The organism is Cognatiluteimonas sedimenti (assembly GCF_022808325.1).
Taxonomy (GTDB): Bacteria; Pseudomonadota; Gammaproteobacteria; order Xanthomonadales; family Xanthomonadaceae; genus Cognatiluteimonas; species Cognatiluteimonas sedimenti.
The window spans coordinates 1-26968 of sequence record NZ_JALGCL010000004.1 but is presented as its reverse complement, the minus strand read 5'-3'; the positions used below and the strand labels follow the sequence as shown (position 1 = coordinate 26968).

The 26968-nt window shown below is 69.7% G+C and carries 16 protein-coding genes; 5 read left to right on the top strand and 11 right to left on the bottom strand.

The window, feature by feature from the left end:
* Positions 1 to 86: 86 nt before the first annotated feature.
* Complete coding sequence (gene rho, locus MQC88_RS10915; protein WP_243321957.1) at positions 87 to 1760, top strand: transcription termination factor Rho; 1674 nt, start codon at positions 87 to 89, stop codon at positions 1758 to 1760.
* 73 nt (positions 1761 to 1833) lie between these two features.
* Here the strand turns inward: rho and MQC88_RS10910 are convergent, their stop codons facing one another.
* The 4 genes from MQC88_RS10910 to MQC88_RS10895 form a co-directional block, all read right to left on the bottom strand.
* The gene (locus MQC88_RS10910; RefSeq protein WP_243321955.1) at positions 1834 to 2337 is read right to left on the bottom strand and encodes a hypothetical protein; all 504 of its coding nucleotides are present in this window, start codon (positions 2335 to 2337) and stop codon (positions 1834 to 1836) included.
* Between the two features lie 17 nt (positions 2338 to 2354).
* Positions 2355 to 2855, bottom strand: a complete 501-nt coding sequence (locus tag MQC88_RS10905) for an EF-hand domain-containing protein (protein WP_243321953.1) — start codon at positions 2853 to 2855, stop codon at positions 2355 to 2357.
* Entirely contained in the window at positions 2852 to 4015 is a 1164-nt protein-coding gene (locus MQC88_RS10900) for a TIGR03032 family protein (protein ID WP_243321952.1), read from the bottom strand. Before MQC88_RS10900 ends, MQC88_RS10905 begins: the two co-directional genes overlap by 4 nt.
* Positions 4016 to 4244: 229 nt before the next feature.
* Positions 4245 to 9494 carry a hypothetical protein gene (locus tag MQC88_RS10895; RefSeq protein WP_243321949.1) on the bottom strand — a complete coding sequence of 1750 codons (5250 nt, stop codon included), beginning with the start codon at positions 9492 to 9494 and terminating at the stop codon, positions 4245 to 4247.
* A gap of 1002 nt (positions 9495 to 10496) precedes the next feature.
* Between MQC88_RS10895 and MQC88_RS10885 the strand changes: the two genes are divergently transcribed.
* Positions 10497 to 12215 carry a hypothetical protein gene (locus tag MQC88_RS10885; RefSeq protein WP_243321948.1) on the top strand — a complete coding sequence of 573 codons (1719 nt, stop codon included), beginning with the start codon at positions 10497 to 10499 and terminating at the stop codon, positions 12213 to 12215.
* Positions 12216 to 12477: 262 nt separating this feature from the next.
* On the opposite strand, the gene MQC88_RS10880 is transcribed toward MQC88_RS10885, so the two are convergent.
* Entirely contained in the window at positions 12478 to 13254 is a 777-nt protein-coding gene (locus tag MQC88_RS10880) for an energy transducer TonB (RefSeq protein WP_243321946.1), read from the bottom strand.
* Positions 13255 to 13274: 20 nt separating this feature from the next.
* Between MQC88_RS10880 and MQC88_RS10875 the strand changes: the two genes are divergently transcribed.
* A complete protein-coding gene (locus MQC88_RS10875; RefSeq protein WP_243321944.1) occupies positions 13275 to 15089 on the top strand; it encodes a monovalent cation:proton antiporter-2 (CPA2) family protein in 1815 nt (604 codons plus the stop codon).
* A gap of 116 nt (positions 15090 to 15205) precedes the next feature.
* On the opposite strand, the gene MQC88_RS10870 is transcribed toward MQC88_RS10875, so the two are convergent.
* The 4 genes from MQC88_RS10870 to MQC88_RS10855 all read right to left on the bottom strand — a co-directional run bounded on the left by MQC88_RS10870 (position 15206) and on the right by MQC88_RS10855 (position 21358).
* On the bottom strand, positions 15206 to 18487 hold the full coding sequence (locus MQC88_RS10870; RefSeq protein ID WP_425491624.1) for an ankyrin repeat domain-containing protein: 3282 nt from the start codon (positions 18485 to 18487) through the stop codon (positions 15206 to 15208).
* Positions 18480 to 18752, bottom strand: a complete 273-nt coding sequence (locus MQC88_RS10865; protein ID WP_243321942.1) for a YcgL domain-containing protein — start codon at positions 18750 to 18752, stop codon at positions 18480 to 18482. The genes MQC88_RS10870 and MQC88_RS10865 overlap by 8 nt, the downstream gene beginning before the upstream one ends.
* Positions 18753 to 18899: 147 nt before the next feature.
* The gene (gene cydB, locus MQC88_RS10860; protein WP_243321940.1) at positions 18900 to 19913 is read right to left on the bottom strand and encodes a cytochrome d ubiquinol oxidase subunit II; all 1014 of its coding nucleotides are present in this window, start codon (positions 19911 to 19913) and stop codon (positions 18900 to 18902) included.
* Positions 19910 to 21358, bottom strand: coding sequence for a cytochrome ubiquinol oxidase subunit I (locus tag MQC88_RS10855; RefSeq protein ID WP_243322340.1), 1449 nt, complete (start codon positions 21356 to 21358; stop codon positions 19910 to 19912). Before MQC88_RS10855 ends, cydB begins: the two co-directional genes overlap by 4 nt.
* 240 nt (positions 21359 to 21598) lie before the next feature.
* Between MQC88_RS10855 and MQC88_RS10850 the strand changes: the two genes are divergently transcribed.
* Positions 21599 to 24001 (top strand): S9 family peptidase, encoded by a 2403-nt coding sequence (locus MQC88_RS10850; protein ID WP_243321938.1) that lies wholly within the window; start codon positions 21599 to 21601, stop codon positions 23999 to 24001.
* A gap of 110 nt (positions 24002 to 24111) precedes the next feature.
* Positions 24112 to 25023 carry an oxygen-dependent coproporphyrinogen oxidase gene (gene hemF / locus MQC88_RS10845; protein ID WP_243321937.1) on the top strand — a complete coding sequence of 304 codons (912 nt, stop codon included), beginning with the start codon at positions 24112 to 24114 and terminating at the stop codon, positions 25021 to 25023.
* A 21-nt stretch (positions 25024 to 25044) separates the two neighbouring features.
* On the opposite strand, the gene MQC88_RS10840 is transcribed toward hemF, so the two are convergent.
* Complete coding sequence (locus tag MQC88_RS10840) at positions 25045 to 25533, bottom strand: DUF421 domain-containing protein (protein WP_243321935.1); 489 nt, start codon at positions 25531 to 25533, stop codon at positions 25045 to 25047.
* Between the two features lie 414 nt (positions 25534 to 25947).
* Positions 25948 to 26968: DNA polymerase (locus tag MQC88_RS10835; RefSeq protein ID WP_243321933.1), on the bottom strand; the 1021-nt coding region annotated here is incomplete at its 5' end.

The following is a 26968-nucleotide window of genomic DNA, read 5'->3' as shown; positions in this document are numbered from 1 at the left end:
GTTCCCGACGCCGCACCCCCTCTGAAACCACTCCCGCATCCGCTCGCGCTCCGCGAGCGCTCGCCGCTTTAGCGAGGAATTCGCACTTGTCCGACCAAACTTCCGACTCCGGCGACAACGCCGAGAAGCGCGTGCGCAAGCCGCGCGCCAGCAAGCCCGATGCCGCCACCGCGGCCGCGTCTGCCGAGTCCGCTCCACCCAGCCCGCCGCCAGCGGCCGCGGCGGCGCCCGCAGCCACGCCGGCCCCCGCCGCCCACGCCGGCAACGCCCCGGCCGAGGGCGGAAATGCCGCCGACAACGCCGGCAACGGCAACGACGGCAACGAAGCGCGCGAGGGCGGCCGCCAAGGCAATCGCCGCGACCGCTTCCGCAACCGCCGCGACCGCCAGCGCGACCGCTACCGCGACGACGGCCTGCCGCGCGACGACAACGACACCCCGCAGCAACAGCAGCAGCAACAGAACCGCCCGATGCCGACCATCCCGGAAGGCTTCCCGCAGTACTCGCTCGGCGACCTCAAGCGGATGCCGGCGCAGAAGCTGCTCGACATCGCCGAACAGCTGGGCATCGCCGACGGCGTCGCCCGCGCCCGCAAGCAGGACGTGATCTTCGCGCTGCTGAAGGTGCTGACCCGGCATGGCGAAGGCGTCGCCGCCGACGGCGTGCTGGAAATCCTGCCCGACGGCTTCGGCTTCCTGCGCGCCGCCGAAGCCAGCTACCTGGCCGGCCCCGACGACACCTACATCAGCCCGTCGCAGATCCGCCGCTTCAACCTGCGCACCGGCGACCACCTCTCCGGCCGCATCCGCTGGCCCAAGGACGGCGAGCGCTACTTCGCCCTCAACATCGTCGACGAAATCAACGGCGAGCCGATCGAGGCGTCGAAGAACAAGGTCCTGTTCGAGAACCTGACCGCGCTGTTCCCGCGCCGCAAGTTCAAGCTCGAGCGCGGCGACGGTTCGACCGAGGACATCACCGGCCGCATCCTCGACCTGATGGCGCCGCAGGGCAAGGGCCAGCGCGCGCTGATCGTGTCGCCGCCGAAAGCCGGCAAGACCATGATGATGCAGCAGATCGCCACCGCGATCACGACCAACCACCCCGACGTGCACATGATCGTGCTGCTGATCGACGAGCGCCCCGAGGAAGTCACCGACATGCAGCGCACCGTGCGCGGCGAGGTGATCTCCTCGACCTTCGACGAACCGGCGGCGCGCCACGTGCAGGTCGCCGAGATGGTGATCGAGCGCGCCAAGCGCCTGGTCGAGCACAAGCGCGACGTCGTCATCCTGCTCGACTCGATCACCCGCCTGGCCCGCGCCTACAACAACGTCGTGCCGTCCAGCGGCAAGGTGCTGTCCGGCGGCGTCGACGCCAACGCCCTGCACCGGCCCAAGCGCTTCTTCGGCGCCGCGCGCAACGTCGAGGAAGGCGGCAGCCTGACCATCATCGCCACCGCGCTGATCGACACCGGCAGCAAGATGGACGAGGTGATCTACGAGGAGTTCAAGGGCACCGGCAACTCCGAGGTGATCCTGAGCCGCCGCATCACCGAGAAGCGCGTGTACCCGGCGATCGACATCAATCGCTCCGGCACCCGCCGCGAGGACCTGCTGATCGAGCCGGAACTGCTGCAGAAGATCTGGATCCTGCGCAAGCTGCTGCACGGCATGGACGAGATCGGGGCGATGGAGTTCCTGCTCGACAAGATGAAGAGCACCAAGAGCAACGACGAGTTCTTCGCGTCGATGAAGCGCTAGGCGGATCCGTCGTCCTCCAGGCGGCGCCGGGCTCCGGCGTCGCCAGGCTCGCGTTGCGACGCGGGCGGCCGGCTCAGCGGGCCTTGGGGCCCCGCGGTTCCAGGAGGGTCGCGCCGTCGAAATAGGCCACGCGCAGCTGCAGCCCGCGCGGCGAATAGCCGATGAAGGTGGTCTGCGTGCCCTGCGCCATGTTGTAGCGGGCCGCAAGCCGGGGGTTCTCCAGCTCCAGCAGCAGGCCGATGCTTTCCGGGGCAGGCAGTCCCGCGTTGTACGCCTGCAGCGTCTCCTTGGCCGCCGCGAAGAACGGCCGCGCCTGGTCCTGGCCGCGCGCCTGGGCGGTGAAGAACTGGCGGTAGTAGTACATCGGCTGGCGCAGCCTCGGCAGCACCCGCAGCACCGCCGTGCCGACGCCGCAAAGCACGCCGTTTTCGTCGCGGCCCACGCACACCGCCTGGCCCGCGCGAACGGCCGCCGCGGCCGGGTCGGGCATGGCGTTGCTGCCTTGCCACATCGCCACGAGTTCTTCGGTCAGCGCGGGCGTGACCTGCTTCCAGACCGGGATGATGTCGATGGCCATGCCGGCGTCCCCCGCCACTAGCGTCCGGCCGCCGGGCCGGCCGCCGGGGCGGTCACGGGGCGCGGCGTCGCGGTGCGGCGTTCGCCCAGGTGCGAGACCAGCGCCAGGTATTCGGCGAAGTCCAGGCGCTGGTTCCTGTCGGCGTCGAACGTCGACAGCGGCGGCGCACCCTTGCCGGCACGTTTCACCAGCAGCAGGTTGCCGTACTCGGCGGCATCGATCGCGTCGTTGCCGTCGGCATCCACCGCTTCGAACTGCTGGTGCAGGCGGCCGCGCACGCCGGCCATCCGGCGCATGCCGCGGCTGCCGTCGCGGAATTCCTGCAGCGACAGGACCCCGTTGTGGTCGCGGTCCCAGGCCGCGAAGGTGGCATCGACCTGTGGCGGCGACGGTTCGGCCCGCAATGGCGGGGCCTGCGGGGAAGGCGCCGGCGCCGCCGCCTGCGCCCACGCCATCCCGGCAGCGATGGCCAGGCCCAGGCCGGCGATGGCGACGGCGATCGGCTTGCGCGGGGTCATGGCGTGGCTTGCTCCTGCGGCAGTTCGGATTCGAAGGTGATCAGGTCGCGGATCTCGGCCGTGCGCAGGCCGATCATCATCGGGTTGCGGACATTGGGCAGGAAGCTGATGTCGAAGATCTCGCTGATGTCGCCCTCGAACCGGATCCAGTTGAGCACGTCGCCGTTGACCAGCGAAACGATCTGCACGCCGCACCACGGGTCGGCGTCGCGCTTGCCCAGCTCCTCGTCAAGCTGCAGGCCCTCGAAGCGCTTGTTGCGCGGCTTCGACAGGCCGACGGCGGCGACGTTGCCGATGATCGACAGGCCACGCGCAAAGCCGGGCACGAACGCCAGCGGCACGAACTTCTTCTTCTCCATGTCGACCCAGCCCAGGTAGCCGGTGCCGGCATTGAGCAGCCACAGCCTGCCGTTGGCCCAGCGCGGCGAATGCGGCATCGACAGGCCTTCGCACACGATCTCGTCGGTCTCGATGTCGATCACCACGCCGCCGTCCTGGCGACGGTCGCGCCAGCCATCGACGGTGTCGCTCCTGCAGACGGCGGTGACGTACTTGGGCCGGCCGTCGACCATCGCCAGGCCGTTGAGGTGGCAACGGTCTTCCGGCGCGAGCTTGCTGATGAACTTCGGCTTCCAGATGGCCTTGAAGCTGTGGGTCTGGCTGAGTTCGGCCAGGCAGGAATACTTGGTGTTGACGAACACCACCTTGCCGTTGCTGCGGATGCCGAGTTCGTGGATGTCCAGGTCGCCGATGGTCTGCGCGTTCCTCGGCACGTAGCACTTGTCGAACTGGCCGTGGATGACCTCGTTGGGGCGCAGGACGTTCTCGAAGCGCCACAGCTGGTACAAGCCGCCCAGGTAGATGCGCTGGGCATTGCCGACGATGCCCATCGCGCGCTCGAAGATGCGTTCGAAGAACGACACCCGCCCCTGCTTGTCGCTGCCCACCAGGTAGACGCGGCCGGTCTGGTAGGAGGAGATCGCCAGTGCGACGCGGTTGCCGGCGAGCCAGCCGGCCAGGCCGCGCGAACAGGTCTTCTCGACCTGCAGCCTGGTGATGTCGAGGGGCGGCTTGGCCCCGGGCGCCGCCGCCTGCGTGGCGGCGGGTGCGGCCGGCGCCGCGGCGGGCTCGGCCGCGACCGTGTCCAGTCCGGTTTCCAACTCCGCCGCGCCGGCTACTTCCTGGATCCTCGCCTCTTCGCCTTGCCCTGGGTCGACGCCTTGCTTCTTTCCTGCCACTTCCTGCTCCAGCTGAATTGCGCCGACCGTCATCGCCGCCCCGCATCGCGCAGGCTGGCACGCATGATCGACCGGTCTCGGGTCCGCCATGCTGACATGCCCGGACGGGAACGGACACCCGGCGGGCTCGCCGCCGGGTGCCGGGGACCGATTACCAGCTGTAGCGCACCACCAGCTGGCCGCCGAGGAACTCGTGCTGGGCGCCGCCATCGGTCCAGTTGACGCCGCCGGTGACCGAGAAGCCGTTGTTCTGCACGCCCAGGCCGAGCTCGACCATCGCACTGGTGCCGTCGGTCCGGGTCAGGCCGTGGTAATCGCCGGCGATCGCGTAACGGTTTTCTCCATCGAACTCGCGCACCGCATTGACCGAGCCGTACGGCGTCCAGACGACACTGCCGCGGGTGATGGCCTTGCCCAGGCCCACGCCCAGCCGGCCGCGGCTGGAATCGCCGCCCTCGGGCGCGAACTCGAGCGTATCGCCGTGCAGGGCGTCGATGTTGGTGATTTCGGTCCGGGTGTACTGGGCCTGCGGCACGATGTCGATGCCCGCGACCTGCCAGCCGCTGTAGCCGGCCTCCAGGTTGAAGGCAGTGGCGTTGCCGCTGGTCAGCTGCGTGCCGCCGACCGACGACAGCTTGGCGTCGAAGTCCATCCAGCGGTAGGACGCGTCGAAGTAGAAGCCCAGCGACGAGATCCAGGTGCCATAGATGCCGACCGTGGACAGGTCGATGCGATCGCTGCCGACGCCTCCCACCAGGTGCTGGTCCGCATCCGCCTTGGCCAGCAGGACGCCGTAATTGAATCCGCCCGGCAGGGCGAAGTTGATGCCCAGCTCGCTGCCCTGGTTGGACTGCTTGAAGCGGAAGTCGTTGGCATCCGTGAAATCGGTCGCGACGTGCTGCTGGTCGACCTCGCCGTCATCGCTGAAGCCGCGGATCCACGGGCTCAGGCCACCGTCGTCCTGCCGCGGCAGGACACCCATGCGCTGCCGCCAGGTGCCGATCTGGCTGTTGATCAGGCTGTGCGCGCCGGAAGCGATCGACGCCGCCAGCACGCCAGCGTCGTTGAGGCCATCCATCGCCACGCCGACCGAGAACACGTCGGCGCTGGCGTTGCTGGCGTCGATCGTGCTGCTGATCTCGGTTTTCAGGTTGATGAAGTTGTTGGCGTTGAAACCGACCACGGTGCCGGACACGAACGAGGTGCTGCTGGAATCGCCGCTCACATAGGCGAACGCGACCGGTGCATCGTCCAGGCTCGGCACCCCCTGGAACGTGGCATTGACGACCTGCGCGGCACCGTCGGCGATGCTGCCGTCGACGTAGAGCGTGTCGCTGGTGCCGTTGAGCACGCTGACGTCCAGGTTGATGGCGCCGCCGCCGTCGAGGTCGCCGGTGATGGTCAGGATGTCGTCGGTGGCACCATCGAGGAAGTCGATCACGCCGTCGTTGACCAGCGCCTGCGCGTTCAGCGAGGGCACCGCGGGCTGGGTCAGCGACAACGACGCCAGCGCCGGCCCGCTACCCATGTCGATCGTGCCTTCGCCGGACACCAGCAGCATGCCGGCGTTGTGGAACGCATTGCCGCCGGCGGTGCTGCTGCCCAGATTGATGGCGCCATCGATGATGTGGATCGTGCCGCCGGCGAGGTTGTCGATGGTGTCGTTGCCGCCGCCGAAGTCGGTGGCATGGTTGTCGACGAACCATGTGCCACCATTGGCATTGGACAGCAGGTCATCGCCGCCGGCGGTGACCAGCGCGCCGTACAGGTCGCCCTGGTTGGTGATCTGGTCGCTGCCGTCGCCGCCGAGCACGGCGATCTCGCCTTCCGCCCCGGCAAAGACCTGCACGGTCCCGGTATTGAGCAGGGTCGAACCGGTCGCCGACGCCATGCTGACGCCGATCGCGGTCGTCGCGTCGGTGGCGTTGATCGTCCCCGAATTGGTCACGGTCACCGCACCAGCGAGCGACTGGGCCATCACGCCATAGGCGATGCCGCCATCGCCGCTGGCGGTGGCCGCGATCGTGCCTGAGTTGGTGATCGCCGCGGTTCCGTAGGCATTGGCATAGAGCCCGATCGCGCGGGAACCCGCGGCCGCGCTGGTGGCCTCGACGCCGCCGCCGTTGGCGATGCTGACCGCGCCATAGAACGAGTTGCCGAATGCACCCATGGCCTCGGCATCGTTGGCGGTCGCGGACAGCGAGCCGCCGTTGCCGAGGCTGACATCGCCGTAAAGACTGTTGCCGAGCAGGCCGATCGCGTAGTTGCCGCCATGGCTGGCTTCCGCCGTGATGGCGCCGGTGTTGCTGGCGAGGACGTCGCCCATGTAGGAAGCGCCGGCCAGGCCCACCGCCGAACCGTTGCCGGCGTAGGCGGAAATCGAGCCCGAGCTGTCCAGTGCCACGTTGCCGTCCACGGCCCCGGCATAGATGCCGGTCGCGTTCAGGTAATCCGCGCTGGCGACGATGGTGCCGGTGTTGTGGACCGACGCATCGCCATAGCTGGTCGCGTAGATGCCGAACCCGTAGCTCGCGGCGCCGTGGGCAGTCGCGGTGATCGAGCCGCTGTTGCTTACGTCGGCCGAGTCCACGCCCTGCACGTCGATGCCGGTCGCCGATTGGCCGGTCGCCACGATGCTGCCACCGTTGCCCACGCCGACATCGAGGCCGCCGGCGCGGATGCCGGTGGCATCGCCATACGCGGACTGCGACAGGATCGCGCCGCCGTTGGTGATGCCGACATCACCATAGTCGGCGCGCGCGAACACGCCCACCGCGGGCCCGGCGTAACTGTAGGCGTCAATCGCGCCGGGATTGGCCACGCTCGCGCTGCCGTAATCGGAGACTGCGAAGATGCCCACCGCCTGGTAAAAACTGTCGCTGGTAATCGTGCCGGCGTTGGTGGCGGCCGCGACGCCATAGGTCGAGCTGGAAAGGATTCCGGTGGCCTGGTCATAGCCCATTCCGACGATGTCGCCGCTGTTGGACACCAGGGCATCGCCGTAGGTGGAGCGGGCGTAGGCGCCGAATGCCGCGCTGTACGCGTACGCCACGATGGCGCCGGCATTGTCGATCGACACGTCGCCCAGCGTGGCCGCGCCGAATACGCCCAGCGCGATGCTCGCCGGCGAGTACACCTGGATCAGGCCGGTGTCGGTGTTGCCGACGTTGACATCTCCCTCGGTCGACGCGGCGAACACGCCGTAGGCATACTTGGCCTCGACGTTCACCAGGCCGCTGTTGGTCACGACGGCATCGCCGAGCTCGCTGGTCGCCTGGATGCCGCGGCCCACGTAATAGCTGGAGTACGCCGAAACCGTGCCGCTGTTGTCGACCACGCTGTCGCCCAGGCCGCTGTCGGCCTGGAGGCCGACGGCGTAGCCGACCATCGAATAGGCGACGACGTCGCCGCTGTTGTGCACGGTCGATCCGGTCTGGCTGACGACCTGGACGCCGGATGCGCTGCCTGCCAGCGAGGCCGCCACGATCGAGCCGCTGTTGTAGACGCCGGCCGCGCCGTTGGTCGAGGCCGCGAGCGCGCCATAGGCCCCGTAGTAGGTGCCTGCCGCGATGATGTCCCCGCTGTTGTCGACGCTGGCGGTGCCATTGAACGACAGCGCGAGCGCGCCATAGGAAATGCCGTCGCTGTAGGCCAGTACCGCACCGCTGTTCCCGATGCTGGAATCACCGTCGGCAAAGGTCACGATTCCGGTCGCGCCATAACCGTACTTGGTCGCCGTTGCCGCGTACACGTAGCCGCTGTTGTTGACGCTGGCACTGTTGCCGACACCGTCGGCAGAGGCGCTGATGCCGGTCGAACCGTAAATGCTGTTCGCGAGCACGTCGCCGCCGTTGTCGACGAGGATGTCGCCGCCAGTGGTGTGGACGTCGATCCCGGTCGCCAGGTAGGAATAGCTGGATTCGCCGGAGCGGACGGTGCCAGTCGAGTTGGTGACCGATGCCGGTCCGGTCGCATCGACGGAGATGCCGTAGGAGTAGCTGCCCAGCGCGCGGACGTAACCGCTGTTGCCGACGCTGGCGCCGGCGTCGCCGCCGGTGGCGTAGATGCCGAACGCCTCGCCGTAAGGGCCGGTTGCGATACCGACGACATGGTTGCTGTTGTCGACCGTGACCTGGTCGCCGCCCTCGGCCTCGATGCCCGCGGCCCAGGAATAGCCGATCGCGTTGATGGTGCCGCTGTTTCCGACATCCACGATCGCGCCCGAGGCGAAGATGCCATCGGCCAGGCCATAGTCGGAGCGGACGTTGACGGTGCCGGTGTTGTCGATGCCGACCGTGCCTGCGTAGGCGTAGCCATACAGGCCGATCGCGTCGGTGTCGGCGGTGACGCGGACCAGGCCGTCGTTGCCGATGCTGGCGTCGCCTGCGATCGAATAGGCCGAGATTCCGGTGGCCCGGCCGTAATAACCGCCGGCGCTGGCGATGACCGTGCCAGTGGCGCTGTTGCTGGCGGACACGTCGCCGTAGCCGGCGGCGTAGATGCCCCAGGCCTGCCCGTAATCACCCGTCGCGCGGCTGGTGATGGTGCCGGTGTTGTCGGCACTGGCGGCATCGTCGATCGAATAGGCGAACAGGCCGGTGGCGGTGCCATGTGCGCCGGTGGCGATGGTGGTGATGCTGCCGTCGTTGTAGACCTGCACGTCATTGCCGGCGACGGCGTAGATGCCCCAGGCCTGGCCGTCGTCGCCGGTGGCACGGGTGGTGATGATGCCGGTGGCGCTGTTGCCGATGCCGTGCGCGTAGGTGTCGGCCTCCAGTTCCAACCCTGCCGCCCAGGTATACCCCGTGGCGGAGATGTCGGCATTGTTGACGAAGCGGGTGAAGTGGTCGGAGTGGGCGAAGGCGAAGTCACTGAACCCGGTGGTCGAGGTGGTCGCCGAAAACACGCCGGGGTTGGAACTGAAATCGGTGGTGCCGCTGAGGTCGATGTAAAGGGAGTCGTCGGCACCGCTTGTCCCGCCCGGGCCCGGCATCAACCCGCCCGGAATTGCCACCAGGTCCTGCACCGCGCCGAAGGCGGCGACGTCGCCGCCGGTGGGCGCGAAGCCTGCCGACGTTGCACCAACAGCCGCGATTCCGGTTGCCGCATGCCCCGCGCGCCAGCCTTCGACCACGCTACGCGGCGCGTCGTCGTCCGCCACCCGCGTCAGGTCGACCACAGGCTGCAGCTCGAGCGCCTGGCGGTTGCCATCGCAATGCAGCACGGTCCCGGTACCCGCGGGCGCGCAGGTCCCTGCGGCGAGCACCGCGCCACTGGCACCCAGTGCCAGGGTGGTGGCCGACAGTGCCAGCACCGCGCGCACGGCGCGGGCGACGGGCGCCATTTCGATCTTGCGTGCGCGGCGCGACGTGGCCGATGCGACGGTGTGCTTGCGGTCCATGTTTTCCCCTGAGAACAAGACTGAACGATTCATCCACGACCCGGATTGCCACAGCCAAGCGCGCGGGCCTCGCGCTTGGCGAGGTCCGTGCAACAAGGTGGTGACAGCCCCCTGTCCGCGCCCGCGATGGGGGCGCAACGGCATTTATGGAACAACAGTCACGGATCTGTCAAATCCGTCGGGAAGAAGCGCGCCAGTCGCGGCGGCACGGCGATGAAGTCCGCGGCAGCAGGGACTTCCGAAGCGTCGTGGCGGCGGCGCGCCGCGTTCGTGATGTTGCAGGGCAACAATTTCCGCCGACGAACGCAGGCCCTGTAGGGTCAATCCACGGCCGCATGGGCCAGGCAGGAGGCCCCCGCGTACGGCGTCCGTGGCGACGAGATCCCCTCGACCTTCGACGAGCCGGCCGCGTGCCATGAGCAGTTCACCGAGATGATGACCGAGCGCACCAAGCACCTGCTCGGGCACAAGCGCGACGTCGTCGTCCCGCCCGACTCGATCACCGCTTGGCATGCGCCTGCAACCACGGTCCGGCGGCGTCGACGCCAACGCCATGCCCCGGCCGAAGCATTGATCAGGCGCCACGCGCCAGCAAGGCAAACGCCCCGCAACGCGGGGCGCTTCTCTTGCTGGACCCATGTTTGTCCGGAAGCCGGCTTCAAGGCTGCCGCATGTCCGTTATCAGTCGGTTCCGCTCCCACGTCGGGATTGCTGCTGGCCAAGCCTGCGCGGTGGAGAACTGCCGATGGATCGCCTGGTCGAGCGGGCGGCCGCCTCCAGGGGCACAGCGGAAGTGCCGGCTGCCGCCCGCGGCCTCGCCCATCGCGGCCCCTTGACCGCGCTGGACCGGGTTCCGCGTTGATCCCCCAGGTTGTCTTTCGGCTCGCGCGCCAGTCCGCTGCATCGGCGGCGGTTCACCGCAGGAAGGGACCCGGACGTCATCGACTTCGCGGATCCGTCGCCAGGTCCGGGGTAGCCCGGAAACATCACCGGAGGTGGCAAGTGCACGATGTGACCCCATGCCGCGGCTCGCGCCGCATCCGCGGCCTTGCCTTCGGCCTCATCGCCTGCCTCCTCGCGACGACGGCCACCGCGGCCCGCGTGCATGATCGCCATGGCGACATCGCTTTGCAGTCCGTCCCGGTCCTGGCCGGCGACGAAGTGCTGGCCGAAGCCAAGCCCGACGAATGCTTCGCCGGTGCCGGCATCGACTATCCCCCGCTCAACGCCGACGGCAGTTGCCCGGAAGGCACGCCCAAGGCCAACGAGTCCTATATCTGGGCATTTACCCAGGAAGGCGGCAGGCTCTGGTTCGGAACCATGGCCAACACCCTGTGCGTCCTCGCCGGCCAGGACAACAGCGTCGCGCCCCAGCCGCAAGGCAAGCCGGCGGTGTCCGACCTGGTGGTCTGCGAATACGGCCTCAGTCAGTACGCACGCACCTACCCGCAGATCCCCGCCTCGCTCGGGGATTGGCGCCCACCGCGCATCTACGCCTACGACCTGGCCACCCGCACCTTGATCGCCCGCAAGCTGGACGACCCGCTGATCCGCAAGACGCTCGGTTTCCGCGGCGCCGGCTCCATCGACGGCATCGTCTTCCTCGGCGGGCCTGCGCTGAACTCCAGCAGCGTGAACCTGTTCGCCTTCAAGGGCGACACCGGCCGGTTCCTGGGCTCGTGCGAGCACAAGGGCTACAACTACATCCGCGACTGGGATGTGGTCGACGGGGTGCTGTACGTCGGCGCAGGCTCGGCGACGCAGGGCGCGGTGTTGCGCTGGAACGGCACCCTGAACAGTTTCAAAGGCGACTTCTGCGGGGACTTCACCGAGGTCGGGCGCATGACCGCCGATGCGTCCAACGTCACCCGCTACGTCGGTGGCGACGGCAAGACCCGCCTGGCGGTGACGACCGTTCCGATCCGGAGCAGGACCGGCACCCCCGGCAACGGTGCTGGCGTGGGGGTCTGGCTCAGCCCGGCGCTGGGAGCCGATGGCCTGCACGAACGCGATGCCAGCGGCTGGCGCCAGGTCTGGAGTCCGGCAACCTACGATCCGGACCCGGTCACCGCGCAGTTCGGCTATTCGGGTGGCGCGGTCCAGTATTTCGATGGCTGGCTGTATTGGGGCACGATCCACTTGCAGGACAGCGGCGCGTTGCGCGTGCACCAGAAATGCACGCAAGCGTACTGCTTCGGCGTGCCCGGCTCGCCCGCCGAGCAGCAGGCGCTGGAAGATGGCGTGTACCGAAGCGCTTCGGTCTGGCGCGGTCGCTACCTGGAAAACCCGAGCAGCCGCGAGGTCCAGCTTCTGTACGGAGAAAGCGAACTGCCGGCCTGCTGCGTCGCGCCCAAGACGTTCACGATGCAGCCCACCGGTTGGAGACCGTTGTACGGGGCGTCCGGATTCGGCACCCACTCCAATGAATACATCTGGCAGATGGCCGTGTACGGCGGCCGCCTGTTCGTGGGCACCTACGACGCCGCGGTGCTGCAGGGCGCGCCAGATGCCGGCGCCGACCTCTGGCGGTTCGACGATTCCATTTCGCCTGCGGTGAACGAGGATTCCACCGGGCTTGGCGACCGGCTGAACTACGGCATCCGCGCCCTTGCGCCCCTGGATGACGGCAGCGGGCTGATCGTCGGCATGGCCAACCCGTTCAACCTCGCCCCGGGCGGCGGTTGGGAGCTGCACCTGATGCAGGAGGCCGAACCCGAATGACCGGCGTGCCACGGGGCTGGACAAGGTCAGCGCGATGGAGTTCCTGCTCGACAGGATGAGGGACACCAGGAGCAACGAGGCGTTCCTTCGCTTAGATGAAGCGCTGAACCCGCGCGAAGCAGGATAAAACGCCCCGCATCACGGGGCTTTTTGTTGACGGCGGCCACCGGCCGTCGACTCGCGCCAGGGACGCGCCCTTCCCATGCCTGGACACAAGCCCGCGTCGGCATCACCTGGCGGTGCAGCTTGTCCGAACATCGAGTCAGCCGGTCGGGTCCACCTGGACCGGCGAATCCATCACGATCGGCTCGAGTGCGCCGGCATCGGCAGCGGCAAGCCGGCATTCCGGCGAGTGCTGCGCCCGCGTCTTGATATCGCGCTGCAGCTCCGCGCGCCCCTTGCTGGTCAACACGAAGTCGATCGGAACCTTGAGCTGGGTCCGCACCGGTCTTCCATCGAGCTGTTCGGGCTGGTAATGCAATGCCTCGACCCAGGCTTGCACGGCCGCATCAAAGCCGTCGCGCTGATCGCGTATGCCGTCCGTGTAATCGATCGCCTGCAAGGTTGCGCTGCCATCGGTCTCGACGATGTATTTCGCGACCAGCGTCGCTTCCCTGCCCGCGCGCCGCGCCTGCACCGGATAGTAGGGCGCCAGCATCCTTTCGACTTGCGGGCCGTTGCCCTTGAAGTCGACCGCCAGGCGATACCCGCCGCCATCGACCGGGATCGCGCAGGCGCCGAGCGACAGGTAGGTCACGCCGGTGGCGACCTTGCCGTCCCGAGTCGGGGGGCTGAAATGCCAATTGGCCACCTTGCGCTCGATGAATTGGCGCACGGGCGGCGGCAGGTCCGGCGATACCTCGATCTGCATCGGCTTGCCGGCGGCATCCAGCTCGACCTTGGCACCTGCCTTGAACGTCACCGGCTCGGCAGCGATCGTCGCCGCCGACACCAGCAGCAGTCCCCATCCAATCACAATTCTCATCAGGACTGCTCCCTTGGCACGGCCCGGAGTATAAGCAACGCCCGCCGGCCGCATAATCCGGGCAGGAGGTGCGCATGCACGGCAGCGGTCTGGACCTGGCCCTGGTATTCCTGCTGGCCGCGGTGATCGCGGTGCCGGTGTTCAAGCGCTTTGGCCTCGGCGCGGTGCTGGGCTACCTCGCCGCGGGCGTGGTGCTGGGGCCGTACGGCATCGGCGTGGTGCGCGACGCGGGTCCGGTGCTTGCGGCCAGCGAGATCGGCGTGGTGATGCTGCTGTTCGTGATCGGGCTGGAACTGTCGGCCGCGCGCCTGCGGGTGATGCGCAAGCCGGTGTTCGGCGTCGGCGGGTTGCAGGTGGCGCTGTCGGGACTGGTACTCGGGGCCGTGGCGCTGGGCCTGGGGCTGGACTGGCGTGCCGCGGTGGTGGTCGGCTTCGGCCTCGCGTTGTCCTCGACCGCGGTGGGCCTGCAACTGCTGGCCGAGCGCAAGGCGCTGACCAGCGATCATGGCCGGCTCGCGTTCGCGATCCTGCTGTTCCAGGACCTGGCCGCGATCCCGTTGCTGGCGGCGATCCCCTTGCTGGGGCGCGTCGCCACGGAAGCGGCGACGCAACCACCGTGGTTCGCGGTGCTCAAGGCGGTTGCGGCGATCGCCGCGCTGGTGCTGGGCGGACGGGTGCTGCTGCGGCACGTGTTCCGGATCGTGGCGCGCACGCGCATGCCCGAGGTGTTCACCGCGACCGCGTTGCTGGTGGTGCTGGGCAGCGCCTGGCTGATGCAGCTGGCGGGCCTGAGCATGGGCCTGGGCGCGTTCCTGGCCGGCGTGCTGCTCGCCGATTCGGAATTCCGCCACGAACTGGAGTCGCAGATCCAGCCGTTCGAAGGGTTGCTGCTGGGCCTGTTCTTCATGGCCGTGGGCATGAGCATCGACCTCAAGCAGGTGATGGCCGAGCCGCTGCTGATCGAGGCCTGCGTGTTGGCGCTGCTGGCGGTGAAGTTCGCGATCCTGTTCGCGCTCGGCCTGCGCCCGGGCAAGCTCGACGTGCGCGGCGCGCTGATGCTCGGCAGCGTGCTGGCGCTGGGCGGCGAGTTCGCTTTCGTGGTGTTCGGCGAGGCGCAGAAGGCCGGGTTGCTGTCGGGGTTGATGCGCGACCGGCTGGTGGCGATCGTCGGCCTGTCGATGGCGCTGACGCCGCTGCTGCTGATCGCGATGTCGCGATTGTTGCCGGAAGCGCCCAGGCGCAAGCCGGCGCGTGCCTTCGACGCCATTCCCGACGAGCACCCGCAGGTGCTGATCGCCGGTTTCGGCCGCTTCGGCCAGATCATCGCGCGCCTGCTGGTGGCGCAGCGCATCGGCTTCGTGGCGATCGAGCACAGCCCCGAACAGGTCGACTTCATGCGTCGTTTCGGCAGCCAGCTGTATTACGGCGACCCCTCGCAGCCGGGCCTGCTGCGCGCGGCCGGCGCAGCCCACGTGCGCGTGTTCGTGATCACGATCGACGAGGTCGAATCCAACCTCAAGGCGGTGCGCACGATCCGCCGCGACTATCCGCAGGCCAAGGTGTTCGCGCGCGCGCGCAACCGGCGCCATGCCTGGGAACTGATGGACCTGGGCGCGCAGGTGGTGCGCGAGACCTTCCACTCCAGCCTGAAGATGGGCGAACGCGTGCTGGTGTCGCTGGGTGAACCGGAAGCGGTCGCGGCGCAGCGCGCCGAACGCTTCCGCGAGCATGACGAGAACCTGCTGCTCGCCCAGCACATGGTGTACGACGACGAGGCGGCGCTGATCCAGACCTCGCAGGAGGCGCGAAAGGACCTGGAGCAGTTGTTCGCCGCCGACCGCGGCGAGGGCACCCTGGGCGGGATCGTGGAGCGCAAGGACGCCTTGTAGGAGCGGCTTGTAGGAGCGGCTTTTAGCCGCGAGCTCCTTGCACCAAGGCGTGTGCCAACAAGCTCGCGGTTACAAGCCGCTCCTGCGAAATGCGGGAGACGGAAAGCCGGCGCGGGTCAGCGCGGCTCGCGCAGGAACCGCGCCATCGACACGCCGCCGGGGATCGCCGGCGCGTATTCGCCGGCGACGTCGACGAAGCCGCGCATCACCGCGATCTCGCGCGGGCTGCGGTTGAGGGTGTCGCGCAGGTCCGGGTCGCAACCGGCGCGCAGCAGGCGTTGGGTGATGCGCAGCAGGCCGTGCAACGCGGCCAGGTGCAGCGGGCCAAAACCGCGCGGATCCTGCACCTCGAGCACCACGTCCTCGTCGAGCAGCCGTTCCAGCCCGGCCAGCACCACCTCCTCGTCGCAGGCGGTGCCGGGTTCGGCGCGCGCGCCCAGCAACAGCAATACCGGGGTGACGTCGCCGGCGGCGATCGCGTCGGCCTCGGCGCCGGCCAGCAGCAGGGTGTCGAGCAACGCGACCAGCCGCGGCTTCTCGCGGGCGGTGAATCCGAACAGCGCCGCGCAATGCAGCGGCGTCAGGCCCTGCGCGTCGCCGGCATGGACGTTGGCGCCGGCCTGCAGCAGGCGTGCGCACAGGTCCGGCAGGCCGAGCGCGGCCGCCAGCATCAGTACGGTGACGTCGCCGGGCAGGCGCTGCTCCAGCCCGGCGCCGGCCGCCAGCAGGCCGTCGACGATTTCGCCGTGGCGCATGCTGACCGCGGCGGACAACGGCGTGGCGCCGGTGTGCGCGGCCCGTTGCGGATCGGCGCCGCGCGCCAGCAGCAGGTCGACGGTGGCCCGATGGCCGCCGCCGGCGGCGCGCAGCAACGCCGTGCAACCCTGCGCGTCGACGGTATCGACGCCGAAACCCAGGTCGAGCAGGCGCCGCACCGCGTCGGCATCGCCCACGATCGCAGCGGCCGGGACGTCGCTGGCCTGCAGTGCGCGCCGCGGCAGCGGCCAACCGCGCCAATCGAGCCAGTCGGCGAGGTCGCGACGCCCGGCCGACAGCGCCACGCCCAGCGGCGTCTGGCCGTCGGCCGCGCGCATGTCGGGCGACGCGCCGCGCATCACCAGCAGCTTCAGCGCTGCTTCGCGGCCGAGCGCGGCGGCCAGGTGCAGGGCGCTCATGCCATGGCTGTCGCGCGCGTCCAGGTCGACGCCAGCGACGATCAGGCATTCGACCAGGCGCAGCCAGCCCAGCCGGATCGCCAGCGCCAGCGGCGGATCGCCGGCAGCCGAGGACGCGAACGGATCGGCGCCGCGTTCCAGCAGGTCCAGCGCGCATTGCTCGAGCCCGCGGGCGGCCTGGTCGCCGGCCGCGCAGGCGCCCAGGAAGCGCGCCAGCCCGCCGGCGCCGGCCGGGGACACGCCACGACGCAACAGCACCTGCAACGCCGGCAGCGCCGGGGCGCCACGCGCCAGCAGCGCGAACATCGCGTTGTCGGCGAGGCCGTCGCGCGCGTCCGCATCGGCGCCGTGCGCCAGCAGCCATTCGATCCGCTGCGGCGCGGGCGGCAGTTCGTCGTCCAGCAGCAGGGCGCCGAGTTCGGCCGGCGGCAACAGCCGCACGAGATTGTCGAGCCCCTCGTAGCGGCCGCCGCGCAGGCTGTCGCGCAACAGCGCCTGCGGCGCGCGATCCGGAGGCGACGCGGCCGGCGCGTCCTCGACCACGGCGGCGGGCAAGGGATAGGCGGGATCCAGCGCCGCGACCAACGCCCAGCGCCCGGCCTGGGCGGCGTGTTCGATCGCGCGCCGGCCGTGGCGATCGACCGGCTCCGGATCGGCGCCCAGTTCCAGCAGGCGCTGCACCAGTTCCGGAACGGAGGCATCTGCGACACAGGCCAGCGCCAGCGCGCCGCGACCGTCGCCGTCCAGCACGCCGATGTCGGCACCAGCCGCGGCCAGCGCCTCCAGCGCCGGCAGCCGCGCGCCGCGCGCGGCATCGAGCAGCGGCGTGCGGCCGTGGTCGTCGCGCGCCTGCAGGTCGGCATGGGCCGCGAGCAGCGCGGCGATGATTTCGACGTGGCCGGCAAACGCGGCCTCGTGCAGCGCACTGCGGCCGTGCGCGTCGCGCGCATCGACCCGCGCCTTGTGCTTGAGCAGCAGTTGCACGCCGGCGGCATCGTCCTCCTCGCCGCTGGCGGCGGCCAGGAGCGCCGGGGTGCCACCATCGGACTGCGCGCTGGCACCACGCTCCAGCAGGAACCGCGCCAGCCGCCAGTTGCCACAGGCGCAGGCGATGCCCAGCGGCGTCAGGCCGTCATGGTTGCGTGCCTCGAGGTCGGCCGCGGCATCGCGCAGCAGGGCGGCGACGCCGGGATCGGAACTGCGCGCAGCGTGGTGCAGCGGCGTGTTGCCGCCCAGGTCGGCGGCGCGCGGATCGGCACCGTTGGCGAGCAGGGTCATCACCGCTTCCGGACGGCCGTGCCAGCTGTCACGGGTGGCGGCGAGCAGCGGCGTCATTCCGGCGTGCGCGGCGTTGAGGTCGATCCCGTGGCCGATCAGCGCGCGCAGCAGGCGCAGGTCGGGCAGCACCGCCGCCAGCACCGGCAGCGTGCGCTGGTCGCGTTCGGCATCCGGCGGCGGCGCGTGCGGGTTGGCGCCGGCCTCGAGCAGCGCCAGCGCGCGATCGACGCGGCCACTGCGGGCGGCCGCGTACAGCGCGGCATCGAGCGGTTCGCCGTCGGGCGGTGCCGCGGTGTCGTCGACGACCTGATCGCCTGGATCGAAACCGTGCTGGGCCAGCGCCGCGGCAGGCGCGGTCCGCTGCAGCAGCCAGTGCAGCAGCGGGGAGGCGACCGCCAGGGCCGCCGCCAAGCCCCAGCGCGTGGCCTCGCCGAGCAGGCCCGGCCACGCCAGCACCGTCGGCATCGCCGCCAGCACCAGCACGATCGCGGCCACGCCCAGGCCGCGCCAGGCGCCCGGATCCAGCAGCGCCAGCGCCTGCCAGTGGCGCGGCAGCGAACCGCCTTCGCCCTCGACCCCGCGCCACAGCGGCCACAAGCGCCACAACACCAGCCAGGCCAACCCGATCACCAGGCTGAGCGCCAGCGTCGCCGCCAGCGAGCCGCTGTCGAGCAGGGCCGACAAGGGCCATGCCAGCACGAGTGCCAAAGTCAACGCGGCCAGGCCCCAGAGCACCAGCAGCGCCAGCGCCTGCTGCTGCAGCGCGCGACGAACGCCGCCCTCGGTCGCGGGCCCGCCCCAGCGCGCCAGCGCCAGCGCGAAGGCCGGCTGCGCCAGGGTCGCGCCCAGCGCGGCGGCGATGCCACCGAGGCCGGCGATCGCGGCGAACAAGGCGCCGGTCCCGAGCGCGGCCAGGGGCAACATCCTGTTGCGTGGCTCAGGCATCGGTGCCCCAGTCCTCCGACATCGGATCGAGCGTGCTGGCCGGCGGGAACTGCAGGTGGAAGCCGCGCAACGCAAGGTTGCCGCGCACCACGTCCACGTCCTCGCGCGCGAGCTTGCGCCCCGGCGTCAGCGCGACCTCGAGCACGAACTGCAGGCCGCCCAGCTGGGTGCGCAGCGTCTCGGGCAGGCGCGTGAAATCATCGCGTGCGGCAAGGTACACGTACGTGTCGTCCTTGCGCAGGCTCTTGTAGACATGGGCGTGCATGGCGGCTGGCGGGGGAACGGCGCGGCGTGACGTGATGTGTCACACAGCATACCCGCAGCCAACCGGAGCGCGAACACGCCGGGGCAACCGGTGAAGACGCTGCCGCCGCCGGCACGCGCCATTCAGCTTGCGGCTGCCACCACACCCTCAGTGATAGCCGCTGTCGGCCTCGACCTTGCCGCGGAACACGCGGTAGGACCACCACGTGTAACCCAGGATCGCCGGCAGCAGGAACACCAGGCCGACGCCCACGAACAACTGCGAGGATGGCGACGACGCGGCCTCCCAGATGCTCAGCTCCGGCGGCACGATGTTCGGCCAGATGCCCAACACCAGTCCGGCGAAGCCCAGCGCGAAGAACGCCAGCGTCAGCACGAACGGGCGCGCGTCGCGACCGTGCTGCACCGCCGCGCGCCACAACGCCAGCGCATTGAGCAGCGCCAGCAGCGGCACCGGCGCCAGCCACCAGAAATGGCCGCCTTCGAACCAGCGCGCCATGATCCGCGAGTCCAGGAATGGCAGCCACGCACTGACCAGGCCCATGAACGCGACCACCACCAGCACCAGCGGCCGGGTCAGCGTGCGCGCCAGCTGCTGCAGGCGGCCTTCGGTCTTCAACACCAGCCAGGTCGCGCCCAGCAGTGCATGGCCGAACAGGACCGCGACCCCGGTCAGCATCGAGAACGGGCTGAACCACGCGAACGCACCGTGCAGGTACTTGCCGCCCTGCACCGCGTTGCCCTCGACCAGCGCCCCCAGGATCAGGCCCTGCGCGAACGCGGCGAACATCGAGCCGAGCGCGAACGCCGCGCCCCAGAACGGCTTGCCGCGCGTGGCCTTGAAGCGAAACTCGAAGGCGACGCCGCGGAAGATCAGCGCGATCAGCATCAGCAGCACCGGCAGGTACAGGGTCGACAGGATCAGCGCATAGGCCTTGGGAAAGGCCGCCAGCAGCCCTGCTCCGCCGAGCACCAGCCAGGTCTCGTTGCCGTCCCAGATCGGCGCGGCGGTGTTCATCATGTGGTCGAGCTGGTGTTCGTCCTGTGCGAACGGCGCCAGGATCCCCAGCCCGAGCACGAAGCCGTCCAGCAGCACGTACATCAGCACGCCGAAACCGATCACGCCGAACCAGAGCACCGGCAGCACCGTGGCCAGGGTCATGGCTGCGCCCCCCCCGTCACGGCCGGCGGCGTCGCGCCATCGACGGATTCGTCCGGCAGCGACAGTGGCCGCGCCGGCGTCTTCCCGCCCCCCTGCGTGTCCTTGGGCGGCTGCTTGACCGGCCCCACCAGCAACAGCTTGCGCAGGTACCAGACGCCGGCGCCGAAGATCACCGCATAGGCCATCGCGTAGACGGTGAGCGAGGACAACACCGCCGCCGCCGAGATGTTGGGGCTGACAGCGTCGCCGGTGCGCAGCAGGCCATACACCACGTACGGCTGGCGCCCGATCTCGACCACGTACCAGCCGGCGAGCAGGGCGACGAAACCCGACGCGCTCATCCAGCGCCAGCCGTCCAGCAGCCAGCGCCCGCCGCGCGAGTCGGTGTCGAACAGGCTGCCGCGCCACCATCGCCACAGCGACGCCAGCACCAGCAGCAGCATCAGCACCCCGAGGCCGACCATCACCCGGAAAGCGAAGAACACCGGCGCCACCGGCGGCCGCTCGCTCGCCGGCACCGCGGTCAGCGGCTGGATCGTGCCGTTCCACTCATGCTTGAGGATCACGCCGCCCAGGCGCGGCACCGCGACTTCGTAGTCGTTGCGCTCGGCCTGCGGGTCCGGCCACGCGAACAGCACCAGCGGCGTGCCGGCACCCGGCGCCGACTCGTGCCAGTGCGCCTCGATCGCCGCCAGCTTCACCGGCTGGTGCTCGCCGACGTCCAGCCCGTGCAGGTCGCCGGCGAGGATCTGCAGCGGTACCGCGATCGCGGCGAACGCCATCGCGTGCAGCAGCATCCGTCGCCCGGCCGCGGCATGCACGCCGCGGCGCAGGTACCACGCACTGACGCCGCCGATCACGAAACAGGTGGTGATGAACGCTGCCAGCACCATGTGCGCCAGCCGGTACGGGAACGACGGGTTGAACACGATCGCCCACCAGTCCGCCGGCAGGAAAGTGCCGTCGGCCGCAAGCGTGAAACCCCGCGGCGTCTGCATCCAGCTGTTTGCCGAGATGATCCAGAAGGTCGAGATCAGCGTGCCCAGCGCCACCATGCAGGTGGCGAAGAAATGCAACCGGTCGGTGACCTTCTTCCAGCCGAACAGCATTACCCCGAGGAAGGTCGCCTCGAGGAAGAACGCGGTCAGCACCTCGTAGCTCAGCAACGGGCCGAGGATGTTGCCGGCCTTCTCGCTCAGCACCGCCCAGTTGGTGCCGAACTGGAAGCTCATCACGATCCCCGACACCACGCCCATGCCGAACGAGACCGCGAAGATCTTCAGCCAGAAGAAATACAGGTCGCGCCAGAGGTCGTCACGGGTGCGCAGCCAGCGCCATTCGATGAACGCCAGCCAGTGCGCCAGGCCGATGGTGAACGCCGGGAACAGGATGTGGAAGGAGACGACGAAGCCGAACTGCATGCGCGACAGCAACAGCGGCGTCAGCGTCATCGCATCCACGGCCCACTCCTGCGGCGCGCGGAGGCGGCCGCCGCCCGCCATTGTGCGCCCGAAGCGCGCGTGGCGTTCACGGGCACGCAAACCGGTCGCGGAAGCCCCCCAGCCAACCGCGGCAAGCCGTTGCCGACGTGTGCGGGCCTGCGCCACCTGCATGACCTTGGCCCCGTTCGCCCCGCCCGACGGGCTGCTACCCTGCGCCGGCTCCGCTTCCGGGAACCCTTGTCGATGCATCGTTCGTCGCCCCTCGCCGCGCTGCTGCTCTCCACCCTGTTGCCTGCCGCCACCGCATCCGCGCAGGCGCCGTCCGCGCCACCGGCAACGGGACTGACGCTGTCGCAGGTGATGGCCGATCCCGACTGGGTCGGGCCGCCGGTCGAGCAGGCATGGTGGGGCTGGGACGGCCGCAGCGTGCAGTACCTGCTCAAGCGCGACGGCGCCACGATCCGCGACACCTGGCAGCAGGCAATCGACGGCGGCGCGGCGGCGCGCATCGATGGTGCCGCCCGCGCCGGCCTGGACGCCGCCGATCCGGTGTACGACGTACCGCGCGAGCGCATGGCGTTCGTGCGCAACGGCGACGTGTTCGTGCGCGACCTGCGCAGCGGCGCGCTCACCCAGGTGACCCGCAGCAACGATGACGACGCGCTGCCGCAATGGAGCAGCGACGGCGGCCTGGTCTGGCGCGTGGGCAACGCCTGGTACCGCTGGAACGCCGCCGATGGCGTGCGCCAGGCCGCGCTGGCGAAGGCGGAAAAGGCACCGGGCACGCCGCCGCCCGACGATGCCTTGCGCGAGCGCCAGTTGCGCCTGATCGGCACGCTGCGCGAGGACAAGGCGCGGCGCGACGCCGCCCGCGCGCAGGCCGATGCCTGGCAGGCGGCCGACCCGACCCGCGCTCCGCTGCCGGCCTACCTAGGCGACGACGTCACCATCGCCGACAGCGCGCTTTCCCCCGACGGCCGCTGGCTGCTGGTGGTCACCACCGCCAAGGGCGCCGACACCGGCCAGGCCGCCAAGCTCCCCAGGTATGTCACCGAAACGGGCTACGCCGAGATCGAGGAGGCGCACACCCGCGTCGGCCGCAATGCACCGCTGCCGCACGCGCTGTGGCTGGTCGATGTCCCCGCCGGCAGCGCGCGCCAGCTGCGCTTCGACGACCTGCCCGGCATCGACGTCGATCCGCTCGCGGCGTTGCGCGACGCCGCCGGCCAGAAACCGCTCCAGGGCCACCGCGCCGTGCGCCTCGAGACCGATGCCGACGGCAGCGGCCCGGCAATCCACTGGTCCGCCGATTCGCGCAACGTCGCCGTACTGCTGCGCGCGGTCGACAACAAGGATCGCTGGATCGCGACGGTCGACACCGCCAACGGCGCCCTGCAACCACGCCACCGCTTGCACGACGACGCCTGGATCAACTGGAACTTCAACGATTTCGGCTGGCTCCCCGACAACCGCACGCTGTGGTACCTGTCCGAGGAGTCCGGCTATTCGCACCTGTACGCGCTCGATGTCGACGGCGGCGCGCGCCCACGCCAGCTCACTTCCGGCCGCTGGGAAGCCTCGCAACCGCAGCCCTCGCGCGATGGCAGCCGCTTCTATTTCCTGTGCAACCGCCAGCGCCCGGTCGATTACGACGTCTGCACCGTGGCCGCCGCCGGCGGCGACGTGCGCGAGCTGACCGCGCTGCACGGCGTGGAGGGCTTCGCCCAGTCGCCGGACGGATCGCGCCTGCTGCTTCGGCATTCCGCGGCCTGGCTGCCGCCGCAGGTTGCGGTGGTCGACGCCGAAGGCCGGCACCTGCGCGAACTCACCGACACCCGCAAGCCCGCATTCAAGGCGATCGACTGGCTGGCGCCGCGGACCGTGCAGCTGCCGTCCACGCACGGCGCCGGCACCATCTGGGGCAAGTACTACGGCCCGGCGACGCTGCAACCGGGCAAGCACTATCCGCTGGTGCTGTTCGTGCACGGCGCCGGCTACCTGCAGAACGCCGAGTCGCGCTGGCCGGACTATTACCGCGAACAGATGTTCCACAACCTGCTGGTGCAGCACGGCTACCTGGTGCTCGACCTCGACTACCGCGGCAGCGAGGGCTACGGCCGCGACTGGCGCACGGCGATCTACCGCGACATGGGCCACCCGGAGCTCGACGACTACCTCGACGGCCTCGACTGGCTGGTGGCCGAACGACAGGGCGACCGCGGCCATGCCGGCATCTACGGCGGCAGCTACGGCGGCTTCATGACCTTCATGGCGCTGTTCCGCAAGCCCGGCGTGTTCAAGGCCGGAGCCGCCCTGCGCCCGGTGTCGGACTGGACCCAGTACAACCACGAATACACGTCCAACATCCTCAACACGCCGGAGCTGGACCCCGAGGCGTACCTGCGCTCTTCGCCGATCGAATACGCCGCCGGGCTGCAGGACCACCTGCTGATCGCGCACGGCATGATCGACGACAACGTGTTCTTCAAGGACTCGGTCGACATGGTCCAGAGGCTGGTCGAGCTGCGCAAGGACAAGTGGTCGATCGCGCCCTACCCGCTGGAACGCCACGGCTTCGTCCACGCCGACGCGTGGTACGACGAATACCGGCGGATCTTCGAGTTGTTCGAATCGACGCTGAAGTAGGGCCCGGACTGGCTCCGGCAACGGCGCACGCCCCGCCGTCGGAGCGCCCGTAGCGCCGCGCACGACTGGACTGCGTCGCTCCCGCGGTCAACGCCACCTACAATGCCGGCATGGAAGACTTCGACCGCGTCCGCGATTACCTCACCGGCCTGCAGGACCGCATCTGCGCGGCGATCGAGGCCGCCGACGGCCAGGCGCGCTTCGCCGAGGACCGCTGGAGCCGCGCCGAAGGCGGCGGCGGCCGCACCCGGGTGCTGCGCGATGGCGCGGTGTTCGAACAGGCGGGTATCGGCTACTCCGATGTTTCCGGGACGAAGCTGCCGCCATCGGCGAGCGCATCGCGCCCCGAGCTCGCCGGCGCCTCGTGGCGCGCGGTGGGCGTCTCGCTGGTGTTCCATCCGCGCAATCCCTACCTGCCAACCACCCACGCCAACGTGCGCCATTTCCGCGCGCAGCGCGACGGGCAAACCGTCGCGTGGTGGTTCGGCGGCGGCTTCGACCTCACCCCGTTCTACCCGTTCGACGAGGACGTGCTGCACTGGCATCGCGTCGCGCGCGCGCTGTGCGAGCCGTTCGGCGGCCAGGCGCGCTACGACGCGCACAAGCGCTGGTGCGACGAGTACTTCTTCCTCCGCCACCGCGACGAGACCCGGGGCGTCGGCGGCCTGTTCTTCGACGACCTGCACACGGACTTCGACGCGGACTTCGGCTACCTGCGCGCGGTCGGCGACGGCTTCCTCGACGCCTACCTGCCGATCGTCGAACGCCGCAAGGACACGCCGCACGGGGAACGCGAGCGCGAATTCCAGCTCTACCGCCGCGGCCGCTACGTCGAATTCAACCTGGTCTACGACCGCGGCACCCTGTTCGGGCTGCAGTCCGGCGGCCGCGCCGAATCGATCCTGATGAGCCTGCCGCCGCGGGTGCGCTGGGAGTACGGTTACGCGCCGCAAGCCGGCAGCGCCGAGGCGCGCCTGGCCGGCTACCTGCGGCCGCGCGACTGGCTGCGCAAACCGGCGTAGCCGCACGATCCGCCCTGGACGCTACCCTCCCTCGGCCTCCTTGCGGGTGACGATGGTGATGTGGCCGTTGGTCTCCAGGATCGCCTTGTGGATGTGGTCCAGTTCGCCGCAACCGGACTCGCGCATCGCCTTGTCGAAATCGGCGCGGCTGACCAGTTCGCGCTTGAGCACGTCGCGGAAGATGTGGCCGTCGCGCGCCAGTTCCACCGGCTCGCCCTCGACCAGCCGCCGCACCGGCGGATAACGCGAAGACAGCCACGCGACCAGGTAATTGAGCCCGATCAGGCACGCCGACAGGATCGCCGCGGCGCTGAGCGAGTTGTCGCCGCCGTTCATCCCGTTCTGCACCGCGTTGCCGATCAGGATCAGCAGCACCAGGTCGAACGGCGTGAACTGCCCGACCGCACGCTTGCCGGAAACGCGGATCAGCACCATCACCACCACGTAGACCACGAGCGCCCGCAACACGAACTGCCACCACGGCAGCGACAATCCCAACAGGCTTTCCATCGACGGCTCCCGGACCGGTCAGCGTCGCAAGCATCCCATACGAACCGGAGTGCACCATGATCGCGCGCGGATGCTTGCCTGGAAACACGGACCTGCCTTCCGAAGCGCAGCAAGGAGCTGCGTTCGGGGCGATGTCGCCGACACTTTTTGGCGGCGCATAAAAAAGCCCCGCGAGCCAGGGGGAGGGCTAGCGGGGCCGGGGAACGGCACCTGGGGAGGGGTAGCCGTTCCGGGATCACTCCAGGGGAGGGAGATGATCTGCGACGGACCTTGCATCCGTCGCGAAGTATCTGACCATCCCGGGCATTGATAGTTCGTGAAGATCGGAGTTAAAAAACTGTTGGGTTCAGGAATGATTCATTCCCCGGGCAAGGCCGCCGGCGGCGGTGGCGGGGGCGGCTTTCCGACCCGGCTTCAGTGGGCCTGGTCCCAGTCCTGGCCGACCCCGGAATCGACCACCAGCGGCACCCGCAATTCCGCCGCCGCCGACATCCGCCGGGTCGCGCCCGCCAGCAACTCGTCGACGAAGTCCGCATCGGCCTCGAACACCAGCTCGTCGTGCACCTGCAGCACCATCAGCACGCGTGCGCGCTGCGGCGCCAGCCAGGCGTCGATCTCGATCATCGCGCGCTTGATGATGTCGGCGGCGGTGCCCTGCATCGGCGCGTTGATCGCGGCGCGTTCGGCCCCGGCGCGCAGCCCCTGGTTGCGGGCGTGGATGTTGTCAAGGTACAGGCGCCGGCCGAACACGGTCTCGACGTAGCCGCGGTCGCGCGCCTGCTGGCGCGTGCTGTCCATGAAGTCGCGCACGCCGGGATAACGGTTGAAGTACAGCGCGATGTAGTCCTGCGCCTCGCCGCGCGCGATGCCCAGCTGCTTGGCCAGCCCGAACGCGCTCATGCCGTACATCAGCCCGAAGTTGATCGCCTTGGCTGCGCGGCGCTCGTTGCCGCTGACCTCCTCGATGGCCTTGCCGAACACTTCCGCGGCGGTCGCGCGATGGATGTCTGCGCCCGACTCGAACGCGCGCAGCAGCGCCGGGTCCTGCGACAGGTGCGCCATGATCCGCAGTTCGATCTGCGAATAGTCGCAGGCGACGATCCGGCGTCCTTGCGGGGCGACGAACGCCTTGCGGATGCGGCGGCCGTCCTCGGTGCGGATCGGGATGTTCTGCAGGTTCGGATCCGACGACGCCAGGCGCCCGGTCGCGGCGCCGGCCTGGTGGTAGCTGGTGTGCACGCGGCCGGTGTCGGGGTTGACCATTTCCGGCAGCTTGTCGGTGTAGGTGCTGCGCAGCTTGGCCAGGCCGCGGTACTCGAGGATCACCCGGGGCAGTTCGTGCTGGTCGGCGATCGCCTCGAGCGCTTCTTCGTTCACCGATGGTTGCCCGGTGGGGGTCTTCACCAGCGCTGGCAGTTTCAGCTCCTCGAACAGC

What these genes read in the sequence shown, in the direction of transcription:
- MQC88_RS10910 (WP_243321955.1), bottom strand. Translation starts at nt 2,337, where the DNA reads ATGGCCATCGACATCATCCCGGTCTGGAAGCAGGTCACGCCCGCGCTG.
- MQC88_RS10905 (WP_243321953.1), bottom strand. Translation starts at nt 2,855, where the DNA reads ATGACCCCGCGCAAGCCGATCGCCGTCGCCATCGCCGGCCTGGGCCTG.
- MQC88_RS10895 (WP_243321949.1), bottom strand. Translation starts at nt 9,494, where the DNA reads ATGGACCGCAAGCACACCGTCGCATCGGCCACGTCGCGCCGCGCACGC.
- MQC88_RS10880 (WP_243321946.1), bottom strand. Translation starts at nt 13,254, where the DNA reads ATGCGGCCGGCGGGCGTTGCTTATACTCCGGGCCGTGCCAAGGGAGCA.
- MQC88_RS10875 (WP_243321944.1), top strand. Translation starts at nt 13,275, where the DNA reads ATGCACGGCAGCGGTCTGGACCTGGCCCTGGTATTCCTGCTGGCCGCG.
- MQC88_RS10870 (WP_425491624.1), bottom strand. Translation starts at nt 18,487, where the DNA reads ATGCCTGAGCCACGCAACAGGATGTTGCCCCTGGCCGCGCTCGGGACC.
- MQC88_RS10865 (WP_243321942.1), bottom strand. Translation starts at nt 18,752, where the DNA reads ATGCACGCCCATGTCTACAAGAGCCTGCGCAAGGACGACACGTACGTG.
- cydB (WP_243321940.1), bottom strand. Translation starts at nt 19,913, where the DNA reads ATGACCCTGGCCACGGTGCTGCCGGTGCTCTGGTTCGGCGTGATCGGT.
- MQC88_RS10850 (WP_243321938.1), top strand. Translation starts at nt 21,599, where the DNA reads ATGCATCGTTCGTCGCCCCTCGCCGCGCTGCTGCTCTCCACCCTGTTG.
- hemF (WP_243321937.1), top strand. Translation starts at nt 24,112, where the DNA reads ATGGAAGACTTCGACCGCGTCCGCGATTACCTCACCGGCCTGCAGGAC.
- MQC88_RS10840 (WP_243321935.1), bottom strand. Translation starts at nt 25,533, where the DNA reads ATGGAAAGCCTGTTGGGATTGTCGCTGCCGTGGTGGCAGTTCGTGTTG.